The following is a 19,754-nucleotide window of genomic DNA, read 5'->3' on the forward strand; positions in this document are numbered from 1 at the left end:
TCCGAATCTACGGCTTGGTCCACCTCTCCCCAGCGGGGAGAGGTCGGAATTTGCGAGAGCAAATTCCGGGTGAGGGCCGCAGCGATCGGTGGGACCGTAACCCTCACCCGGATCGCATTTTCAATGCGATCCGACCTCTCCCTTCGGGAGAGGTGTCCGTTTGGGCTCACATCGATTCAACCAAAGTTCAGCGCGTCCTCAGCTGAGTGCCGCCGGACCCAGTTCGGACGGCTGGTCGAACCGCGCGATGCGCTTGTCCAGGCGCCAGAGTTCGATGCGGTGGACCAGCACGAGCGCTGCGGCCTGGCGCTTGGCGTCCTCGTCGTCGCCGCAAACGAGGTTGATGCAGCCGAACACATGGCCGTCGGGATCAATCTGGAAAGCGCGGTAGTGCTTGACGGATTGTATCATGCCCCTCCATGGCGTCTGTAGGCCGGTGCGCTCAGCAGATCGGTCAAATCGGAAGCCACCTCGTTCTGCTTGGCGCGCCTCAGCAGAGATTCGCGCTCCTTGCCGGGCGGCATTCCGCGAGCGCGCTCCTTGGCGACGTCAGCGAATGCCATCAGTCGCTCCTGGAGCGATTGCGTCTGTTTCCTTCGATTGCGTTTGGCCGTCATCGGATACCCTGCGAGACTTAGGTTCGAGAGAGAGCCGGCTCCGGCGGGGAGGTCATGCGCCGGAGCCTTGTTCTTGCCGGGTGAGCGAGACCCGCGCCGGCAATGTTTGTAGCTTCGGGCTGCAAACGGGTTCCGGCATTTCCATAGGTTAACGAAGGGGATTTTTGTGCTGATGGCGCGCTCTGCGCGGATTCACCTGCTTTAATGCAGGGCTTCGGGCAAACGCGGACACTGAATATTCCCGCCGTCGCAAACAGCGGTGGGCATCTTGGCCCCAGCGCGCGATCCTCTCAGGAAGCCCCCAGAGCGCTGGGGCCATTTTCAGCCAGCAGCGCCAGCTGCGGCGGCTTAGCCCTTGCTGTAGAGTTGCAGGTATCCCGGCGAAAACAGCGCGGCACTCTTGAGGGCATCCAGATCCGGGATCGTGAGCATCCGGTCTCGCAGCGTGATCAGCCCGGCTGCCCTCAGCTCCTGGATCGTGCGGTTGAGATGAACGACGGAAAGCCCGGTCGCATCGGCCAAATCCATCTGGGTCACCGGAAAACCGCATGAATTGCCGTCGATCAGACCGACCGGGCGAAGCCGCTCGTAAATTTCGCAGAACAGGTGAGCGACCTTCTCCAGGGCGGCGCGCCGGCCGAGATTGATGGCCCATTCGCGCTGAATCGCGTTGTTCAGCGCCGTTTCGCACAGGAAGGCTTCGGCGAGCGTGCGATCGCTTGCCATGAGCTTTTCGAACCGGGAGCGTTTGATCTCGGCGTAGGCGACCGGCGTCGCCGTCGTGATCGAGTGATCGATGGCGGGCAGGAGATAGGCGTAGGCGTCGCAGGTCTCGCCGGGCAGGATGAAATTGACGATCTGCCGCCGGCCGTCCTCGAGCGTCTTGTGCCGGAACAGCCAGCCCGAGAGCACGACCCGGACGCTGTCGACCGGATCGCCTTCGACAACCAGATCTTCCCCGGGACCGGCACGAAACAGGCCCTCGAGAATAGCTTGCTCGAGGGCCGCAACGGCTTCCTCGGATAAAGGCCGCAACAGGTTGAAGCGGCGAATGACCGCCTGCGCCAGACTTCCTTCGTTGCCCGTGGCGCGCATCAGCCGTCCATCGAGGGTGTGTGAAAGGTTCGCTTGGTCAAGGGAATTGCAATCTGGCAGTGGAGTCCCGAGGAGTTGAAGGACATCGTGGTGTGACCCTTGAGGTCAAACGCCAGGGTCCGCTCCAGAAGCTCCGAACCAAAACCCTTCCGCGCCGGCTGCGCCACAGGCGGCCCGCCCCGCTCGCGCCAGTCGAACAGCAGTTGCGGCGGTTCGGCCGCTTCGTCGATGCGCCAGGAGATTTCGAGGCGGCCCGAGGGATGTCCGAGCGCGCCATATTTGAGCGCATTGGTCGCCAGCTCATGGATCGCGAGGGCAAAGGTCTCGGCGGCCTTGGGCTGGAAGCGGACCACGGGGCCGGACACGCGCATCTGCTCGCCCTCGCGAGCATTGTAGGCGAGCAGCTCCTCGACCACGAGATATTCGAGATCGACGCCGCCTTCGGGATCGCGCGTCACCAGCGCCTGGGTTCGCGCAAAGGCGTTCAGGCGGCCGTCGAGATGCGCGGCATATTCCTCGACCGTCGAGCTCGTCTCGGCCGAACGGCGGGCGATCGACCTGACAACGCCGAGCGTGTTGCGGACGCGATGCTGAAGCTCGGCCAGCAGCAGCCGCTGCCGTTCCTCCGCGCGCGTGATCGCGGTGACGTCGACGAAAGTGATGACCACGCCGGCGATGAAATTGTCGATGCTGCGGTACGGCAGGATACGGACGATGTAGCGTGTGCCGCTGTCGGGCGCGGTCAGCTCGCGCTCGGCGCTCGCGAGCGTGCGCAACACGCGGCGAACATCATCATAGAGCTCCTCGATCGGGATGCGCGCCTTGATGTGCGCGATCGGGCGCCCGGCGTCGGTCTCTACCAGATGCAGTATCTGGGTAATCGCCGGCGTGAAGTTCATCACGCGCAGATCGTTGTCGAGGAAGACGGTCGCGATCTGCGTGCTTTCGAGGAAGTTCTTCAGGTCGCTGGTGGCGCGGGTCAACTCCTGAACGCGATGCGCCAGCTCGCCATTGACCGTGGTCAGCTCTTCGTTGACCGACTGCAATTCCTCGCGCGAGGTCTCGAGCTCTTCGTTGGCCGACTGCAGCTCTTCGTTGAGGGACTGGTACTCCTCGTTGGAGGACTTCAGCTCCTCGTTGGTGCTCTCGAGCTCCTCGATGGTGGCCTGAAGGCGCTCGCGCGTCGCCCGCAATTCGCCCTCGAGGCGTTCAACATGCTCGGTGCGAACCAGCGCGCTCGGATTGCTGTCACGCTCGTCATCGGTGCGCGCGGGACCGTCCTTGAACAGGACGACGAAATTGCGATGGCCGTCCGTACCCTCCTGGATCGGCTCGACGGTGATGTCGACGAGAACCCGGTGGCCGTTGACGCCGAGCTGGACCTGCTCGGCATGCGCGGGCTCGCTGGTTTCGGCCGCGCGGCTGAGCGCCGTGCGCAATTCCAGCCTGAGGTCGCGGTGCACGAGCTGGAGCAGGTCGAGCGAGGCAGCCCCCGCCGTCGGCTCGATATAGCGCCCGGTGCGGCCGGAGAAATGCAGGATCTGGAAATTGCCGTCCGTGATCACGTAGGCGGGCGCATAGCGCTCCGCGATGCGCTGGGCGCGGCGCTCCAATCCGACGTCCGGACCGAACGAACGGACCGGCGGCAGCTCGACCGGCACCCGGCCAGCCGCGGTCGAGATCGGAAATTCCGGCGGCAGCCGCGTGCCGGTCTCCAGCTTCTTGAAGATGCGGGCACGGCGGTCGACCGGCGCGAACAGCTTCGGATGCCGCGTCACGTTCTCGGAATTGCCGAGGAAGAGGTAGCGCTCGGGCAGCAGGGCAAAATGAAACAGCGGGATGACGCGGTTCTGAAGCTCGGCGTTGAGATAGATGAGCAAATTGCGGCAGGAGACCAGGTCGAGCTTCGAAAACGGCGCATCCTTGATGACGTTGTGCTGGGAGAAGATGCACATCTCCCGGAGCTCCTTGACCACGCAATAGGTATCGCCCTCACGCACGAACCAGCGTGCCAGGCGCTCGGCGGTCATGTCCTGCTCGATATTGGTACGGTAGCGGCCGACGCGCGCGGCCGCGAGCGCCCTTCCGTCGATGTCGGTGGCAAAAATCTGGACCTGCGGAGCGGAATCCATTCTTGCCATATGCTCGCGCAGCAGAATGCCGATCGAATAGGCTTCCTCGCCGGTGGCGCAGCCGAGCACCCAGACGCGAACCTGCTGCCCCATCCCCTTGTTCTCGAAGATCTTGGGAATGATCTGGCTCTCGAGCACCTCGAATTCGCGCTTGTCGCGAAAGAACTCGGTGACGCCGATCAGGAGATCGTTGAAGAGATGCTGGGCCTCGTCCTTGTCGTTCCTGAGGAAGTCGACATAGGACGCGATCTCCTCGATCTGCACCACCTGCATGCGGCGCTGGACGCGGCGCAAAAACGTGTTCTGCTTGTAGCCGTGGAAATCGTTGCCGGTCTTGTTGCGCAGGATGTCGGCGATGCGCGACAGCGAGGTCGCGGCGGCCGCCAGCACCTCGTCGAAGCCCTGCTTCTCCTCCAGGCGCCGCAGATGGCGCGCATAGACCTGGATATGTTCGGGGATATCCTCGGGGACCAGCACGTAGTCGGCGATGGCAGCCGGCTTGCTGCTGTCGGCGAGTTGCTCGGACTCCTCGTCGCCGACTTTTTCCGCGATCGCCAGGCCACCATGGTCCTTCAGTGTGGCCGCGCCCAACGTGCCGTCGCCGTCGGTGCCGCTCAGCAGCACGCCGATGGATTGCTCGGCCCGCTCTTCCGCCAGCGAGACCAGGAAGCTGTCGATGGTCGCCCGCTCGCCGGGCCCCTGCTCCGCCTTACGCACCGCAAAACGACCACCCTGGATCGTGGTGATCATGGCAGCAGGGCTGAGATAGATCGTCCCGCCTTCGATCGCCGCCCCGTCGCCGGGCTCGGAAACGCGGGCTCCCTCCGCGCGCTGGATGAGGTCCCTGAGCCGCTCGTCCGCGAGCGCCTCGCGGTGCTGAAGCACCAGCACGAGCGTCTGGTCGTCCGCAAGAGCAAGCTTTCCGAAGAAGCGCTCGATGCTGTCGATCGCGCCGGCCGAGGCACCTACGCCAATGATCAATGGGGCCTTGACCTGACGCTCCCCACCCCCCGGCGCTTTGCCGACTTCATCCATAATTGCCGTTACTCTCGTTGTCGGGGATCAAGGAACCCAGCCGTCTGCAGATAGCAGAAAACCAGCCTATCCCAACAGCTAAATGGCGGAAATAGCTCCGCGTTCCCGCCCGGAGATGGGGTGATGAGACGGACGGAAAAAGCTGACCGGATCCCCCGAAGAACGGCGATCAGGGGCTCGCGGGCGGCACGGAATCGACCTCGCGCTGGAGGTAGTTGACCCGCTGCACGATCAGGACACGGTGTCGCTCCCATTCCAACAGGGTTTGCTTGAGCAGATCGACCAGCCTTTCAGCCTGCCGAGTGTCATGCCCGCCGGCGCGAAGCTCGCGCACCCGATCTTCCTGGTTGCGAATCCGGCGCCAGCCCTCGTCGATGTCGGCATCCGCCTTCACAAGAAGGCGCTGCTCGGCGTGGAGTTGTTCGGTCCGCTCGGCTAGGGAGATGGCCATGGGAGCGCCTGTTTACGTCTCTCGCGCGCGGATCGCCGGGTCGAACGATTGTAGCACGACACGCCGGATCATGTCGGCATATTCGCGATATTCGGCAGCGCGTTTGTCGTACATTTCCGCGACCGCGGCCCGCCCGCTGCGCCGCCCGTCGTCGGCCATGCGCTGCACCAACTCGGCGCGCTCCTCGATGATCCGCAACGCCACCCGCAGGGCTTCATCGACCTGCCCCTCCTGCTCCCTGGCGAGCGTATCGGCGGTATAGGCGTGACCGACCTGGCAACGAAACCGCATGGGATGGCCACCCTTCACCGCGGACAACACCCCGCCGCAGCTCGGACAGGTCAGCGCCGCGGGATCGGCGATCTTGGCCAGGCTTTCGGATCCGATCCTTTCGCCGGCTGCAATTTCGACCTCGAGGCGAATGTCGGGAGCAATCGGCAGCGCGGTCCCCGGCGCCTCCTGCGCGAGATCGGACAGCACGTCGCCAAGCCTTGCAGCGGGGACGCAGAGATCGGCGATGGTGGCTTCCAGCGCGCGCTGCGGCATTTCCGGCGAGATCGCGTCGGCGGGGTCCTGGACCAGCGCCATTCCGCCGCAGCGCTTGATGGCATGGAGCCCGGCGGCGCCATCGGACAATAGTCCGCTCAGGACGATTCCGATCACGCGGGGACCGTGATGCACCGCAGCCGACCGGAACAAGGCATCGATGGCCGGACGGACCATGTTTTCGCGCGGGCCGCGTCCGAGTTGGATGTGGTTTCCGGACAGCAAAAGATGGTGGTCGGGAGCCGCCAGATAGACGTGGCCGCGCTCGAACGCCATCCCGTCCACCGCCTGATGCACCGGAAGCCTTCCGGCGGCGGCAGCCACCGTCGACAGGATGCCGATGCCCTGGGCCGGAATGTGCAGGACAATGAAGATGGCGGCCGGCAAATCGGGCGGAAGCGCCGCCAATATCTGCTTCAAAGGGGCAGTGGCGCCGGCGGAGCCACCGATCACAATGATATCACGGTTGCTCATTGGGAACCCGCCATCGCATGCTTCGTTTGCACCAAGGCGGCCCTTGGCCGTATGTTCCTATGCTTTTCGGGCGCTGGAGGGAAACATGGTGATGCCGGAAACGCTGTCACGTGAGCGCGCGCCATTGTCCGGACGCAGGGTTCTGGTCGTCGAGGACGAATATTTCCTCGCCGACGACATCAGCCGCGCGTTGCGATCGGTCGGCGCCGATGTTGCCGGGCCGGTTGGCGAAGTCGGCGACGCGCTGCGCATCCTCCATGACGGCTCGGTGCTCGACGGTGCCGTGCTCGACGTGAACCTTCGCAACGAGATGGTGTTCCCGATTGCGCAAGAGCTCAGGGCGCGCCAAGTGCCGTTCGTGTTCACGACGGGCTATGACCCCGTCAGCATCGCGCCTGAATTCCAGGACGTCCTGCGCTGGGAAAAGCCGATCGACGTCGCGGCCATGATCCGCGGGCTCGGCGGACTGATCGGCCCGCGTGAGATGTGACGCGCTTGCGTTGGTCGAAGGTCCCGGCCTGCCTAGAGCAGCCTGCTCCAGGTCAGCCACGCCGCGACCGCGATGCAGATGAAGATTGCGAGAAACGGCAGGGCGATGCGCAACGCCGCGGTCGCTCTGCCCGCTAGCTCAACATCATCCATATGATCGCCCCGAGCATGATGAGAAAGCCCGTGATCGCAGTGCCGACGAATACTTTTTCGACGCGATCCATTGCCGTCGCAGCCCCGGTCCCGGAACCATTGTGGCTTGTCCAGGTGATTTCCGCATTAGGCTATGTGAATCGGTCGGGCGATAACGCCTGATGCATGACGCGATCACGTCTCGTCCAGAAGGTCCAGCAGCTCCTCGACACGCTCGAACGGAGCATCGCGCATCGGTGCGTGGTAGACGACGCGATCGCCGTCACGTTGCAGCGACTTGCCCTTGGATTTCCGCAACCGTCCCGGCAGGAACGTCGCGGCCACCGCGCTCTGGCCGACGTCGAGACGGATGATGCCTCTGCGCTTGCAATCCAGCCGCAGTCGCGCCGCCGCAAAGAAATCGCGGGCGGCCTGCGGCAAGGGCCCGAAGCGGCGCGAGGTCTCCTCCTCGAGATCCTCGAGCTCGTCCTCGCTGGCGCAGCGCGCGGCACGGGCATAGAGCTCCAGCCGCACCGGCGCGGATTGCACGTAGCTCGGAGGCAGCATGTCCGCGACCGGCAAATTGAGGTCGGGCACCCACACCACCGACCTGCCGTCGTCGACCTTCTCCGAGGCCATCTTCAAGAGGTGGCTGTAGAGCACCGGGCCGAACACCTGGACGTGGCCGGATTGCTGCTCGGAGAACAGATCGCCCGCGCCGCGGAGATCGAGGTCGCGCTCGCTGATGGCAAAGCCTGCACCCGGCCGGCTGAACTCCTCCAGCACCGCGAGCCGCTTCTCGGATTGCCCCGAGGCCGACTCGGTCAGGAGATAGGCGAAGGCGCGGATGCCGCCGCGGCCGACGCGACCGCGCAGCTGATGCAGCTGGGCGAGGCCAAAGTTTTCCGGCCAGCACACCACGATGGTGTTGGCGCGCGGGATGTCGAGGCCGCTCTCGACGATGTTGGTCGCGAGCAGCACGTCGGCCTTGCCTTCGACGAAAGTCATCATGCGCTCGTCGATCTCGTCGGCCGGCAATTTGCCGTGCAGACAGATGATCTTGAGATCGGGCGCGACCGCCTGCACGCGCGCCAGCATCGGCTCGAGATCCTGGATGCGCGGGCAGATCAGGAAGCTCTGCCCGTGCCGCCGCTGCTCGCGCAGCAGCGCCGAGGCGATCGCGGCATCCGACAGCGGTGCGATCTTGGTCGCGACCGGCAGGCGATGTACGGGCGGGGAAGCGATGACGCTCAGATCCCTGAAGCCGGCGAGACCGGCGGCGAGCGTGCGCGGAATCGGCGTCGCGCTCATCCAGAGCGTATGAGCATTCCTGGCAAGCCCGGACAGCTTTGCCTTCTCGGCCGCGCCGAAATGCTGCTCCTCGTCGATGATGACGAGGCCGAGATCACTAAACTTCACGTCCTTCGAGGTCAGCGCCTGGGTGCCGACCACGACCTTGATCCGGCCGCTGCGCAAGCCCTCCCTTGTCTCCCGTACTTCCGCACCAGAGGTGGCGCGCGACAGGCTGCCGACTTCGATATCGAGAGGCGCAAACCGCTTGCGGAAGGTCGCGACGTGCTGCCGTGCCAATACGGTAGTCGGCACCGCGATCGCGACCTGCTTGCCCGACAGCACCACGGCCGCCGCCGCGCGCAGCGCCACCTCGGTCTTGCCGAAGCCGACGTCGCCGCAGATCACCCGGTCCATCGGATGGCCGGATGCCAGATCATCCAGCACGTCGTTGATGGCCTTGGCCTGATCGATGGTCGTAAAATAGGGAAAGCGCGCGACGAATTTCTCGTAAGGCGCCCCCGGCGGGACCAGCCTGGCCGCCTTTCGCCGCTTGCGCTGGCTGATGTGCTTGGCAAGCACCTTGCCTGCGGCCTGGATCTCCTGCTCGGCCTCGCCGCGGCGGGCCCACCATGTGCTGCCATCCGCCTTGTCGAGCGCGAGCTTGCCGCGCTCCGTCGAGTAGGGCCACATCAAAGCGAGATCAGACGGCGGCACCAGCACGGCGTCGTCGCCGGCGAAGGACAGCCTGACCATCTCGCGCATCGCGCCGCCGCCGGTGTTGATCGTCTGCAGACCGTCGAGCACACAGATGCCGCGCTGGAGATGCACGACCACCGTGCCCTGCTCCGGCACGTCGGCATGGTCGAAGGCCGCGCCCCAGTTGCGCGCCATCGGCTGCGGATGATGCGCGCGGCTGCCGAGCACGTCGCTCGCGGTGAGGACGACGGCAGACTTCCTGCCCGGAATGACGAAGCCGGCGTCGAGATCGGCCAGCAGCGCCACGTCGCGCTGGCGCGCGCTCTCGACCTCGTCCCAATCCGCGACGCGTTCCACCCTGACGCCGCTCATCCGCTCCATCACGCGCAGATCGTCCTCCTGCGCCGCGACGAAGATCAGGCGCGAGCCCGCGCGCCTGGCATCCTCGACGAAGGCGCGCAGGGCTTTCCTCGATGACGTCAGCTTGGAGAATTCCGGCGTCGCCTGGAACGGCGCGCTGCGCGGCAGCACTTTCATGCCGCGGGTCGCCTGCTTCCAGTCGCTCCGCCCGAGATATTCCCGTTCCCGGTCCGCACGGCCGGCGGCCTCCTCGATCGTGCTCAGCCAGGCATCGGCGTGCACGGGCGCGCCGGCATCGGCGATCCACTTGGCCTTGCCGCAATAATCGAACAGCGTCACGCGCTTCGCCCGCGCGCCCGCCATGGCGAGCCGCGTCGACATGGGATCGACGAGCAGCTCCTTCGTCTCGAAGATGATCTCGTGCTCTTGCGGATCGAACGCCACGATCCGCTTGATGGTGCGCGCCGAATGCTCGACCCGGAACGGCCCGAGGGCGCCTGCGGGAAAGATCTCGAAGGTCTGGCCGTGAAACAGGGCGCCGCCCGGATAATCCGGCTCGTCGTCGAGATCATAGCCCAGCTCTTCCAGACGGACGCGAAGCTCGGCTTCCGAAAACGTGCCGCCGACCTTCAGGCTCGTGTTGAGGCGCAGCAGGCTCGCCGGCGGCGGCAAGCGCTCCATCACGGCTTCCGCCGTCGAGATGAGAAAGATCGGCTGTTTGGATTTCGCAAGGCGCCGCAGCACCTGAGCCCTGCGGCCCGCGATCTCGCGCGACGGCTCCAACTGATCGAACGGCAGGGTGTTCAGCCGCGGAAAGACCAGGACTTCGCAGGACGGGTCCAGCGCATGAATGACGCTGCCGAGCCGCTCGGCCCTGTTCTCGCTCTCGGCGAGGAACACGACGCCGCTGCGCCCGGACTCCCTCCATTGCACCAGCAGATGCAGCGCCATCATTCCGAGCGGCGACGACGACGAGATCGCGGCGCGCTGCGGGCTCTTGCCCGGCTTCGGCGAAGGCTTGGCCGGTGTGCGCCTGCTTGTGGAGCTCTTTGTAGCTCGCTTGGCCGGCGAGCGCATCTTGGGCGAACTCTTGACCGGCGAGTTCTTTGCTGGCCGCACTTTCTTGGAATGACGCACGTGGATCCGTTTCTCGTCGTAAGCAAACGTCGATGGCACGCGCGGCCGGGCTCGTATTGATTCGGTCGCGGACATGCATATGGGACGAGGCGCACGAACGAACATGCGCCTCCCATAAACCTCAGACGACGCAACGGTCGTCGGCCAACGCACAAGCGCGAGGACAGGCCGCCAGTCGTCTAGCAGACGCGCCGGCCCATTTCCACTCTTGTCTCGATGCGGCGACTAAATGATGCCGCTCTGCCGAAGCGCTGCGATAGCAGCCTGGTCGTAGCCAAGTTCCGCCAGCACGGACTCGGTATGCTCGCCGAGCGTCGGCGGACGCGCTGCGATCTCGCCGGGTGTTTCCGACAACCGGATGGCCGCGCGGGCAATTGGTGCCTGTTTCGGCAAGCCGGGATAATCGACCTCGTGGAGAAAGCCTGCGGCGCGGATGTGCAGATGATCCAGCGCCTGCTGCGGGCTCAAGACCGGCCCGGTCGGAATCATCGCCTTGCCGAGAGTATCCACAGCCTCCTGCGTGGTGCGCTCGGCGCACCAGCGCGCCATCCGCTCGCTGATGACGGCGCCGTTGTTGCCGCGGCTGATGTCGTCGGCAAAGCGCGGATCGTTCAGCCAAAGCTCTTCCTCGCCCATCAGCCTCGCCCAGCGCTTGAACAGCGGATGTCCCGTGACCTGGCACAGCACCCAGCCGTCCTTGGTGCGGTAGATATCCGCCGGCGCCGCGGTCTGACCGAGATTGCCCGTCGGCACGCGATTCACGTTGATGACGGCCTGCTCGATCAGCGTGGCATTGGTGAAGGACAGCGCGGTCGCGAGCAGCGCGCCCTCGACGATCTGCCCACGCCCGGATTTGCCGCGCTCGATCAGTGCGGCGAGCGTGCCGAACGCGCAGTGCAGCGCGGTGCCGAAATCGACCCAGTTCACCGCCGCGCGATAGGGCGGATCGCCGGCGCCGGTCATGTAGACCGAGCCGGACATCACCTGCCCGACGCCGTCGAAGCCGACGCGGTCGGACCAGGGGCCCGGTCCGCCGAACGCGGTCGCCGTGGTCAGGATGATGTCGGGCTTGATCGCCTTGAGCTGCTCGTAATCGAGCTTCATTGCGCGCAAGGTCTGCGGCGGCAAATTGGCGACGACGACATCGGCGGTCGCAATCAGCTTGCGCATCACCTCCTGCCCCTCCGTCGTCATCGGATCGAGCGTGATGCACTTCTTGTTGCGGTTGACCTGCAGGAACAGCGCCCCCTCGCCGCCTTCACCGACCGGGGCCACGAAGCGATCCTCGCTGCCGTCGCGCTTTTCGACGCGAATGACCTCAGCCCCGAACTCGGCCAGCAATGTCGCGCAATACGGCCCCGCGATATAGCGCCCGAAATCGAGGACGCGCACGCCTTCCAGAACTCCCCCCATTGACCTCATTCCCTCCGCATGTCCGCGCAGATTACAGGGAATGAGTGCCGCGGCAAGGTGGCAGCGCGCGCCATGCGGAGTCTTGCAAGATGTGATCGCCCAGGTGTTTCGGCCGGCGGAAATTCTGCTCTAGTATGGACCACCCGCCCTCCAGCCAGAGGCACACCCATGCCGCAACAATTCGATCGATCCGCAGAAGATCTCGGCAACGCCATCCATTTCGAGCACGTCAACATCCAGGTTCCGGACCAGCGCCTCGCCACGCTGTTTTACGTCGCCGGCCTCGGGTTGACCCGCGATCCCTATCTGATGGTGTCCGACACCAACATGTGGATCAACGTCGGCCGCAGCCAGTTTCATCTTCCCAGCGGCAGTGCGCAGGTGCTGCGCGGCCGCACCGGCCTCGTCATCGAAGGACGCGAGGCGCTTCTGGCGCGATTGGCCTCGGTTGCGAAGAAGCTCGAAGGCACCGCCTTCGCGTACGCCGAGCACAACGATTATGTCGAGGCGACCTGCCCATGGGGCAACCGCATTCGCATCCACGAGCCGGACGCGGCGCGCTTCGGCCGCATCACGCTCGGCATTCCCTATGTCGAGTTCGACGTGCCGGCCGGATCGGCGCAGGCGATCTGCGCCTTCTACCCTGAGGTCATGGGCATGCCCGCGGCCTTGCGCAACGGTGACGGTAAGGTTGCGGCAGTGAAGACCGGGCGTGACCAGTACCTCTTGTTCCGCGAGACCGATCGGCCGCAGCCCGCGTACGACGGCCACCATGTGCAGATGTACGTCACCGATTTCTCCGGTCCTTACCGCAAGCTGCTGGCGCGCGACCTGGTCTCGCGCGAGGACAACCAGTACCAGTATCGCTTCTGCGACATCGTCGATCCCGACAGCGGCAAGCCCGTCTTCACCGTCGAGCACGAGGTGCGCAGCGCGACGCATCCGATGTTCATGCGGCCGATGGTCAATCGCAATCCCGTGGTCAACAACCGCAACTATGCGTTCGGCCACGATCAGGCGTCATGGGCGATGGGGCCGGATCAATATGACGGATAGGACTCCCGCGACGAAATTCGCGACAGGAAGCGCAACGTGATACCGGTCACGGCGCTCGCGTGAAGCATGCGGCATGCTGTCCACAGTTGCGGGGATGATCCCGCGGCATCAAAACAGGAGAGACAACATGACCCATGAGATCAATAACGACAGCATCAATTGCGAGCTCTCGATGGAAGAGCTCAACAACGTCGCCGGCGGCGGCTGGTTCAGCAGCATCGTGCACGCCGTCGAGCACGGACTGAAGTCGTTCTTCACCAACCCGGTCGTGGCAGGGATTGCCGCCGGCGTCATCCTGGTCGGCGGGATCGTCACGGGTGCCGGTGGTGGCGGTGGTGGTGGCTCCAACATGAAGCTGAACTGAGGGCGGGACCGAACAAAGTTGGCTGCCCAAGAAACTCCCGGACAAGGACGTCCGGGAGTTTTTCTTTTGCGCGGAAGGCCGGCGAACGGGTCAGAGCATCTGACGCCGCGCGAAGGAGGCGAACATGCCGGACGCGGCATTCAGCTCGGCGAATGTCCCTGTTTCGACGATCTTGCCGTCGACCAGCACGATGATCCGATCGGCTCGCTGAACGGTGCTGAGCCGGTGCGCGATCACGATGCGGGTGACGTTCAGGTTTTCCAGCGCGTCGCTGACGATGGCCTGGGATCGATTGTCGAGCGAGCTCGTCGCCTCGTCGAACAACAGGATGCGCGGCCGCCGCGCGATCGCCCGCGCGATCATGATGCGCTGGCGCTGGCCGCCGGACAGCGTGCTGACGCCCTCCGCGACCTGGGTGAGCATGCCCATCGGCATCGCCTTGATGTCGTCAGCGATACCGGCAAGGCGCGCGGCCTCCCAGGCCTGCTCGAGCGGCAACCGGATTCCGCCGCAGATGTTCTCGTAGATGTTGCCGTTGGCGAGCTTGGCGTTCTGCAGCACCACGCCGAGCTGGCGCCGCAGCGCGCTCGCATCCAGCGTCTCGATCGACTTGCCGTCGTAGAACACCGCGCCCGATTCCGGCCGCTCGAACCCGAGCAGCAGCCGGAACAGGGACGATTTCCCGCTGCCCGACGGCCCCACCACCGCGACATACTCGCCGGGCGTGATCTTCAGGCTGACATTGTCGAGCACCAGCGGCCCATTCGAAAGATACCGGAACGAGACGCGCGCGAGCTCGACCGATCCGGACAATTCTCCCGGCGACTTCCGGTCATCCGGGATTTCGGTCGGGCTCGCGATCAGAGGCCGCAGCCGAAGCAGCGGCGGGATGGCGATCAGCGCTTCGCTGACGCCGGCCGCCCAGGAGCCGACCGATCCCATCGACTGGCCGAAAGCGGAAAAAAACGCGAAGAAAGTGCCGATGTCGGTGAGCAGGCCGCTGCTCGAATAGGACGCGTAAGCGTAGATGATCAGCGTCGCGATGGTGGGAAATGCGGTCTCGAACGCGCCGAGGCCGTTGCCGGCCAGCTGCGACGAGACGAAATACTGCTTTTGCGTCGCAAACTGCCTCGACCAGATCGCGAGCGCGCGCGAGGTCGCAGCCGAGACGCGCAGTTTGCCGACGCCGGTCAGGAGCTGGAGGACAAATCCGCTGACCTTGCCCTGCTGGTTGAAGTGCTTGCTCTCGAAATGCAGCCGCACCAGATTGGTGCCGATGATGGCGACCGCCCTGAGGAATGTCAGTGCGATCGCGACCAGCGCCAGCTTGAAACTGTAGTAGAGCATCAGGCCGAGGCTGAACAGGCAGAACAGGCCGGCGATCATGCCGCGCAAGGCGTGACCGGTCAGGGCCCGCCGCGCCGCATCGATACCCATGGCGCGGTCGACCAGTTCGCCCGCCGTGTACTCGCGGAAGATGGCGGTCGGCAGCCGCAGCAGGCGGTCGATCATCGCCGCCTGGAGCCGCCAGTCGATCGTGGCCTCCATCCGCAGCATGACGAAACCCTGCATGACCTGGACGCCCGCCACCGACAGGCCGGCGAGAACCAGCGCGAGCGCGCAGAAGGCGAGCTGGTCGAGCTCGGATCGCGGAATGATCGAGCTGATCAAAAGGTTGGTGACGAACGGCGTCACCAGCGACAACAGACCGATCATGACGACCGACAGCGCGATGCGCAGCCCGCTGCCACGGGCGTGGCGCAGCGAGAATTGCAGAAGGTCGGTGAACTTCAGCGCCCGCGAGGGCAGCGGCGGATACAACGTGGCCGCCTCCGGCGCCATTTGCGCCGCGATGCTGCGATCGACCGCCCGGCGCGCCTTCGTGAGCGGGTCGATCATCAGATAGCCGCGGCGTGGCTCGTAGACGAGCGCGACCGGGGCGCGCGTCTCGCCGTACCAGCCGACAAGCGGACCCGCATCCAGTCTCCACCAGTCCGACCGGAGCAGGACCTGACGGAGCCGCAGCCGCGCCGCCTGCGCGATCTGTGCGAGGCCGGCAACATCCTGCGCGCTGCCGTCGACACGGCCGGAGATCGCAATCGGCGCCCGCATCGCGCTGCCGACGATCTGGCAGGCGCCGGCCAGCCTGTCGGACCAGGAGGCATCGACCGCGTCATGATCGAAGCGCCGCACGATGATGCCTGAGAGGCGGTCGAAGGCTTCGACCGCCTGCGATGCGGCGAGCCCGGTTCGGCTCTGCAGCCGCGCGCTCTCATCTTGCGTGTCGCGGACCAGGATGTTCTGGATGCACTCACCAAACCACAGATGGAACTGGTCGATCGCCGGCCAAATCAGATCGTCGGCCGGCGCATGGGTCGCAGCGCTCGTGGCACATCCGTCGGTGCCCGCCTCGATCCACAAGCCCGATGTCAGAGGCAGCGGCGGGCTCGCGGCGGCATAGGGCGCACCGGTCCCGATCAGCCTGAGCGAACCACGCGCCACGTTGAGCCAAAGCAGACCGCGCATCGGACCGCGACGCGACTCGCCGCTGGCCAACGTCACCTCGCCCTCCGGCAGTTCGGCCATCTGCCACGACGGCGCCGGTCCCGCGACGAAGCGGGCGAGCCGCTCGATCCAGTGCACCGCCTGTTCCGGCGCCAGATCGGTCCTGGCCACGACGGACGCCCGCGTGTCCTGCGCGCCGACCGCAATGAAGCGCAGGCCGTCCGGAGACGACGCCGGGAATCCAGGCAGATCGGGAATGACATCCCCACTTTCGACGCGGAACAGGTGATGGCGGCTGCCGGATCGGCCGTCTTTGACCTCGATGGCAAAGACGTCGGCGTGGCCGCTGACGATTTCGAGCACGTGACCGTGGTGATCGAGCAGAATGGGCCGGCGGCCGTCGAGGGTCACTTCCCCCGCCGCCACGAGGCTCGCACTTGACACGATATTGTCGATGCTGCCGGTCATTCCTGCGACACCAGGCGAGCATATTCGCCGTTCAGGGCAAGAAGGGTTTCGTGCGTGCCGCGCTCGGCGACCTTGCCCTGCCGCAGGACGATGATCTCGTCGCAATCCCTGATCGTGCTGAGGCGATGGGCGATGATGATGCAGGTGCAGCCGCAACGGCGCAGATTATCGTCGATGGCTTTCTCCGTGACGGGATCGAGCGCCGCGGTCGCCTCGTCGAGCACGACGAGGGACGGACGGCCGACCAGCGCGCGGGCAATCTCGATGCGCTGGCGCTGGCCGCCGCTGAAATTGGTGCCGCCCTCGTTGACGTAGGAATCGTAATTGCCGGCGCGGATTGCGATGTCGTCCTGGATCTCGCCGTCCTTGAGCGCCCGCGTGAGATCGATGTCAGGCACGGTCCGATCCCAGAGCGTGAGATTGTCGCGGACCGTTCCCTCGAACAGGAAGATGTCCTGGTCGACATAGGCAATGGAGTTGGCGAGGATGTCGGGCGGGATGTCCGCGAGCCGCGTCCCGTCGATCAGGATCTCTCCCGCCCAAGGCTTGTAGAGCCCGCAGACCAGGCGGCCGAGGGTCGACTTGCCGCTGCCGGAGGCGCCGACCAGTGCGACGCGCGAGCCCGGATTGACGGTGATCGACAGATCCGAGATCAGCGGCGGTTCGAGCAGCGAATAGCCGAACTGCACGTCCTTGAATTCGATGCGTCCAGCGAGCCTTGCGGGGAAGGCCTTGTCCGATGTGCGCGGGGGATCGCCGAGCGGATAATTGTAGACGTCTTCGAGGCGGTCGAGTGCGCCCTTGATCAGCTGGAAGCCGCCGGCCTGATTGACGAGCGTCGCCACCGGCTCGGAAAAGCTCGCCATCAGCGCCTGGAAGGCAACGAGGCTGCCGAGGGTGAGCGAGCCTTCGATCACCCTGAGGCCACCGAGGACCAGGATAGCAGTCATCGTCAGGCCGGCGATCAGGGTCGGGATCATGTCGAGGATGATCGACGACGACGCCAGATCGCGCTCGGCGTTCAGGACCTTGGCCTGGACGCCCGCCCATTGTCCGAACGCCTCGTCCTCCAGCCCGCTCGCCTTGATGGTCTCGATCGAGCGGACGATGCTGACGACGGCTCCCAGCAGCTTGCCGCGTTCCAGCGAGAGCCCGCGGCTGAGATCCTCCCGGCGCCGCATCGACAGCCGCAAGGTGAGAACGTTGAGCAGCGACAGGCTGATGCACACCGCGGCGAGCCAATGGTCGTAGACGATCATCGCGAAGGCGAAGAACACCACCGAGGTGAGGCTGAGCGCATTGGCGGCGATGCCGCCTGCGAGCAGACGCGCAATCTGATCATTGGCGCCGACTCTTGCCGCGATGTCGCCGGCGTGGCGCTGCGTGAAGAATTCGATCGGCAAGGCCATCACCCGCCAGAGGAAGCGGCTGATCATCACCACCGAGAGTTTCGTCTGCAGCCGCAGCAGCAGGGATTGTTGCAGCAGCGCCAGGATGGTGCGGATCAGCGCGGTTGCGGCCATCCCGATCAGCAGCGGACGCAGCCACCCGTTCAGATGCTGAATGAGAATGTCGTCGATGAAGATCTTCGAGAAGCTCGCGGCGACGAGGCCGGGCACGACCATGACGAAGCTGAGCAGGATGAGCAGCCCGACCGCGGCTTTCGACCCGCGCAGCTCCCGCAGCAGCAGCCGCAGTCCCGCCGGCTTGCCGCCTGATGGCGCAAAGCCCGGCCCCGGCTCCATCGTCAGGACGACGCCGGTGAAGCACCTGTCGAGCTCGTCGATGCCGATCTGCCGGCGTCCGAAGGCGGGGTCGTTGATGGAGGCGGACTTGCCCTTGATGCCTTCCAGGACGACGAAATGATTGAAGTTCCAGTGAATGATGCAAGGCATCGGCGCCGAGCCGAGCGATGCAAGGTCGAGCCGAAATCCCTTTGAAGAGAGCCCGAAACGCTTCGCCGCCCTGACGACGTTGCTCGCCTTGCTGCCGTCGCGGGAGACGCCGCATTCGACGCGCAGGCGTTCGAGCGGCACCCAGGCCCCGTAATGCGCCAGCACCATGGCGAGGCACGCGGCGCCGCATTCGGCCGCTTCCATCTGCAGGATGGTCGGCGTGCGCTTGATGCCTGCGGTCGGCGTCACAGGACTAGCCATCGATCCCCGTCCACTTCCGCAGCAAGGGCACGACGAGGTCGATCGGGCGGCGGCTGCGCGTGGTGATTTCGGCCTGCGCCAGCGTGCCGCTGGTCAGATGCACCTGCGGCCCCTGACCCACAGCCCAGCGATAGCCGCTTGCGGTCGAGGGATCCTGCTCCAGCGACACCGAAACGGCGTAGGGCGCGCCGTCGTGGGAGAACACTTTGACGAGCTGATCGTTGTGGAGCACGGCGGTCATGCCCTGCGGCGTGACCGGAAATTCCGAGACGCTGGAGACGACGCCGATCATCGTGCCGAATTCCTCGCGCTTGACCGTGCTGGGCGCGACGCGGACCTGATAACCCGGCTTGACGCTCTTGCCTTGCTCGGCGGGGATGTAGACCACCGCCTCCAACCGCGCCCCCTCGTCCTCGATGAGAACGACCGGCGTACCCACGGCAAGAACCGAGCCTGACGAGGTCTTGATCTCGAGCACGCGGCCCGCGATCGGGCTGACCACTTGCGAATTGCGCCCCAGGGTTCCCGCCAGCGCCTGCATCTCGCGGCGCGCGTTATTCGCAGCGAATTCGGCCTGCTGCAGTTCGCGCTCGCGCTGGGTTTCCAGGTCGGTCTTCTGCGCGTGCAGCTTGAGGATCTCGTTCTGCGAATCCGTCCGGCGCTGCTGAGCCTCGGTCAATTCGAGACGGCGGTCCTCCAGCGTCTTCCGCGTCGTCAGGCCCTTGGCCATCAGCTGCTCGAGATTCTGCACGTCCACGGCAAGGGCCCGGACCCGCTGATCGGTGGCTTCGATGACCTTGTTGAAGGCCGCTTCAAGCTTCTCGAAATTGGAGGCCTTGACCGCGAGCTCGGCGGCGACTTTCGCCGCCATGTCGTCATGCTCGCGCTGGCGCTCCCGATAGGTTTCGACGGCGTTGCGGTACTTCTGCTCGATCTCGGTCTGCGAGATCTGGGCGATCACCTGCCCGCGCTCGACATGGTCACCGACGGAGACGCTGAGCGACGCCAGCCTGCCTTCGGCAGCGGACACCGCATCGACCACGCGACCGCTGCCGACCAGGATTCCCTGTCCGGAGACGCGTGACGGGATCCGGCCGTAGATGCCCCAGACGAGCGCCGCAAGCATCGCGATCGTCACGATCGCCGTCAGGATCCAGTCGGCCGGCTTGGTGATCGCAACGAGGTGATCAAGCTCCTCCGGCGAGGCCGCGCGCTGCAGCGCGCTGGCGCGGAAGATTCTGTCAGTGCCATCGGTCACGCTGCGCCCCTTCGCGAAAATATTGCAGCGCCAGCGTTCACGCGCACGACGCCGAGAATAGGATTGAGCGAAATTGT

General features: G+C 65.3%; 14 protein-coding genes. 3 read left to right on the top strand and 11 right to left on the bottom strand.

The window, feature by feature from the left end; all coding sequences use genetic code 11:
• Positions 1–198 precede the first annotated feature (198 nt).
• The 6 genes from X265_RS27315 to X265_RS27340 form a co-directional block, all read right to left on the bottom strand.
• Entirely contained in the window at positions 199–411 is a 213-nt protein-coding gene (locus X265_RS27315; protein ID WP_244659276.1) for a hypothetical protein, read from the bottom strand.
• Positions 408–563 (bottom strand): hypothetical protein, encoded by a 156-nt coding sequence (locus X265_RS27320; protein WP_308421642.1) that lies wholly within the window; start codon positions 561–563, stop codon positions 408–410. Before X265_RS27320 ends, X265_RS27315 begins: the two co-directional genes overlap by 4 nt.
• 402 nt (positions 564–965) lie before the next feature.
• Entirely contained in the window at positions 966–1,712 is a 747-nt protein-coding gene (locus X265_RS27325; protein ID WP_128967643.1) for a Crp/Fnr family transcriptional regulator, read from the bottom strand.
• Positions 1,712–4,879 carry a CheR family methyltransferase gene (locus X265_RS27330; RefSeq protein WP_128967644.1) on the bottom strand — a complete coding sequence of 1,056 codons (3,168 nt, stop codon included), beginning with the start codon at positions 4,877–4,879 and terminating at the stop codon, positions 1,712–1,714. Before X265_RS27330 ends, X265_RS27325 begins: the two co-directional genes overlap by 1 nt.
• 169 nt (positions 4,880–5,048) lie before the next feature.
• The gene (locus X265_RS27335; RefSeq protein WP_128967645.1) at positions 5,049–5,330 is read right to left on the bottom strand and encodes a hypothetical protein; all 282 of its coding nucleotides are present in this window, start codon (positions 5,328–5,330) and stop codon (positions 5,049–5,051) included.
• A 12-nt stretch (positions 5,331–5,342) separates the two neighbouring features.
• A complete protein-coding gene (locus tag X265_RS27340) occupies positions 5,343–6,350 on the bottom strand; it encodes a chemotaxis protein CheB (protein ID WP_128967646.1) in 1,008 nt (335 codons plus the stop codon).
• 85 nt (positions 6,351–6,435) lie between these two features.
• Between X265_RS27340 and X265_RS27345 the strand changes: the two genes are divergently transcribed.
• Positions 6,436–6,840 carry a response regulator gene (locus tag X265_RS27345; protein WP_128967647.1) on the top strand — a complete coding sequence of 135 codons (405 nt, stop codon included), beginning with the start codon at positions 6,436–6,438 and terminating at the stop codon, positions 6,838–6,840.
• A 326-nt stretch (positions 6,841–7,166) separates the two neighbouring features.
• On the opposite strand, the gene X265_RS27350 is transcribed toward X265_RS27345, so the two are convergent.
• Complete coding sequence (locus X265_RS27350) at positions 7,167–10,274, bottom strand: DEAD/DEAH box helicase (RefSeq protein WP_164939052.1); 3,108 nt, start codon at positions 10,272–10,274, stop codon at positions 7,167–7,169.
• Positions 10,275–10,682: 408 nt separating this feature from the next.
• The gene (locus tag X265_RS27355; RefSeq protein WP_128967648.1) at positions 10,683–11,870 is read right to left on the bottom strand and encodes a CaiB/BaiF CoA transferase family protein; all 1,188 of its coding nucleotides are present in this window, start codon (positions 11,868–11,870) and stop codon (positions 10,683–10,685) included.
• 168 nt (positions 11,871–12,038) lie between these two features.
• Here X265_RS27355 and X265_RS27360 point away from each other — a divergent pair, with 168 nt between their 5' ends.
• Together X265_RS27360 and X265_RS27365 are read left to right on the top strand one after the other, a co-directional pair.
• Positions 12,039–12,926 carry a hypothetical protein gene (locus tag X265_RS27360; protein ID WP_128967649.1) on the top strand — a complete coding sequence of 296 codons (888 nt, stop codon included), beginning with the start codon at positions 12,039–12,041 and terminating at the stop codon, positions 12,924–12,926.
• 127 nt (positions 12,927–13,053) lie between these two features.
• The gene (locus X265_RS27365; RefSeq protein ID WP_128967650.1) at positions 13,054–13,290 is read left to right on the top strand and encodes a hypothetical protein; all 237 of its coding nucleotides are present in this window, start codon (positions 13,054–13,056) and stop codon (positions 13,288–13,290) included.
• A gap of 90 nt (positions 13,291–13,380) precedes the next feature.
• Here X265_RS27365 and X265_RS27370 read toward each other — a convergent pair whose 3' ends face one another.
• The 3 genes from X265_RS27370 to X265_RS27380 are packed head-to-tail and all read right to left on the bottom strand — an operon-like array spanning position 13,381 to position 19,677.
• Positions 13,381–16,263 carry an NHLP bacteriocin export ABC transporter permease/ATPase subunit gene (locus X265_RS27370; RefSeq protein ID WP_128967651.1) on the bottom strand — a complete coding sequence of 961 codons (2,883 nt, stop codon included), beginning with the start codon at positions 16,261–16,263 and terminating at the stop codon, positions 13,381–13,383.
• Complete coding sequence (locus X265_RS27375; RefSeq protein ID WP_128967652.1) at positions 16,260–18,419, bottom strand: NHLP family bacteriocin export ABC transporter peptidase/permease/ATPase subunit; 2,160 nt, start codon at positions 18,417–18,419, stop codon at positions 16,260–16,262. Before X265_RS27375 ends, X265_RS27370 begins: the two co-directional genes overlap by 4 nt.
• On the bottom strand, positions 18,412–19,677 hold the full coding sequence (locus X265_RS27380; protein WP_128967653.1) for an NHLP bacteriocin system secretion protein: 1,266 nt from the start codon (positions 19,675–19,677) through the stop codon (positions 18,412–18,414). The genes X265_RS27375 and X265_RS27380 overlap by 8 nt, the downstream gene beginning before the upstream one ends.
• Between the last annotated feature and the right edge of the window lie 77 nt (positions 19,678–19,754).

The sequence above is a fragment of the Bradyrhizobium guangdongense genome (assembly GCF_004114975.1).
Classification (GTDB): Bacteria; Pseudomonadota; Alphaproteobacteria; order Rhizobiales; family Xanthobacteraceae; genus Bradyrhizobium; species Bradyrhizobium guangdongense.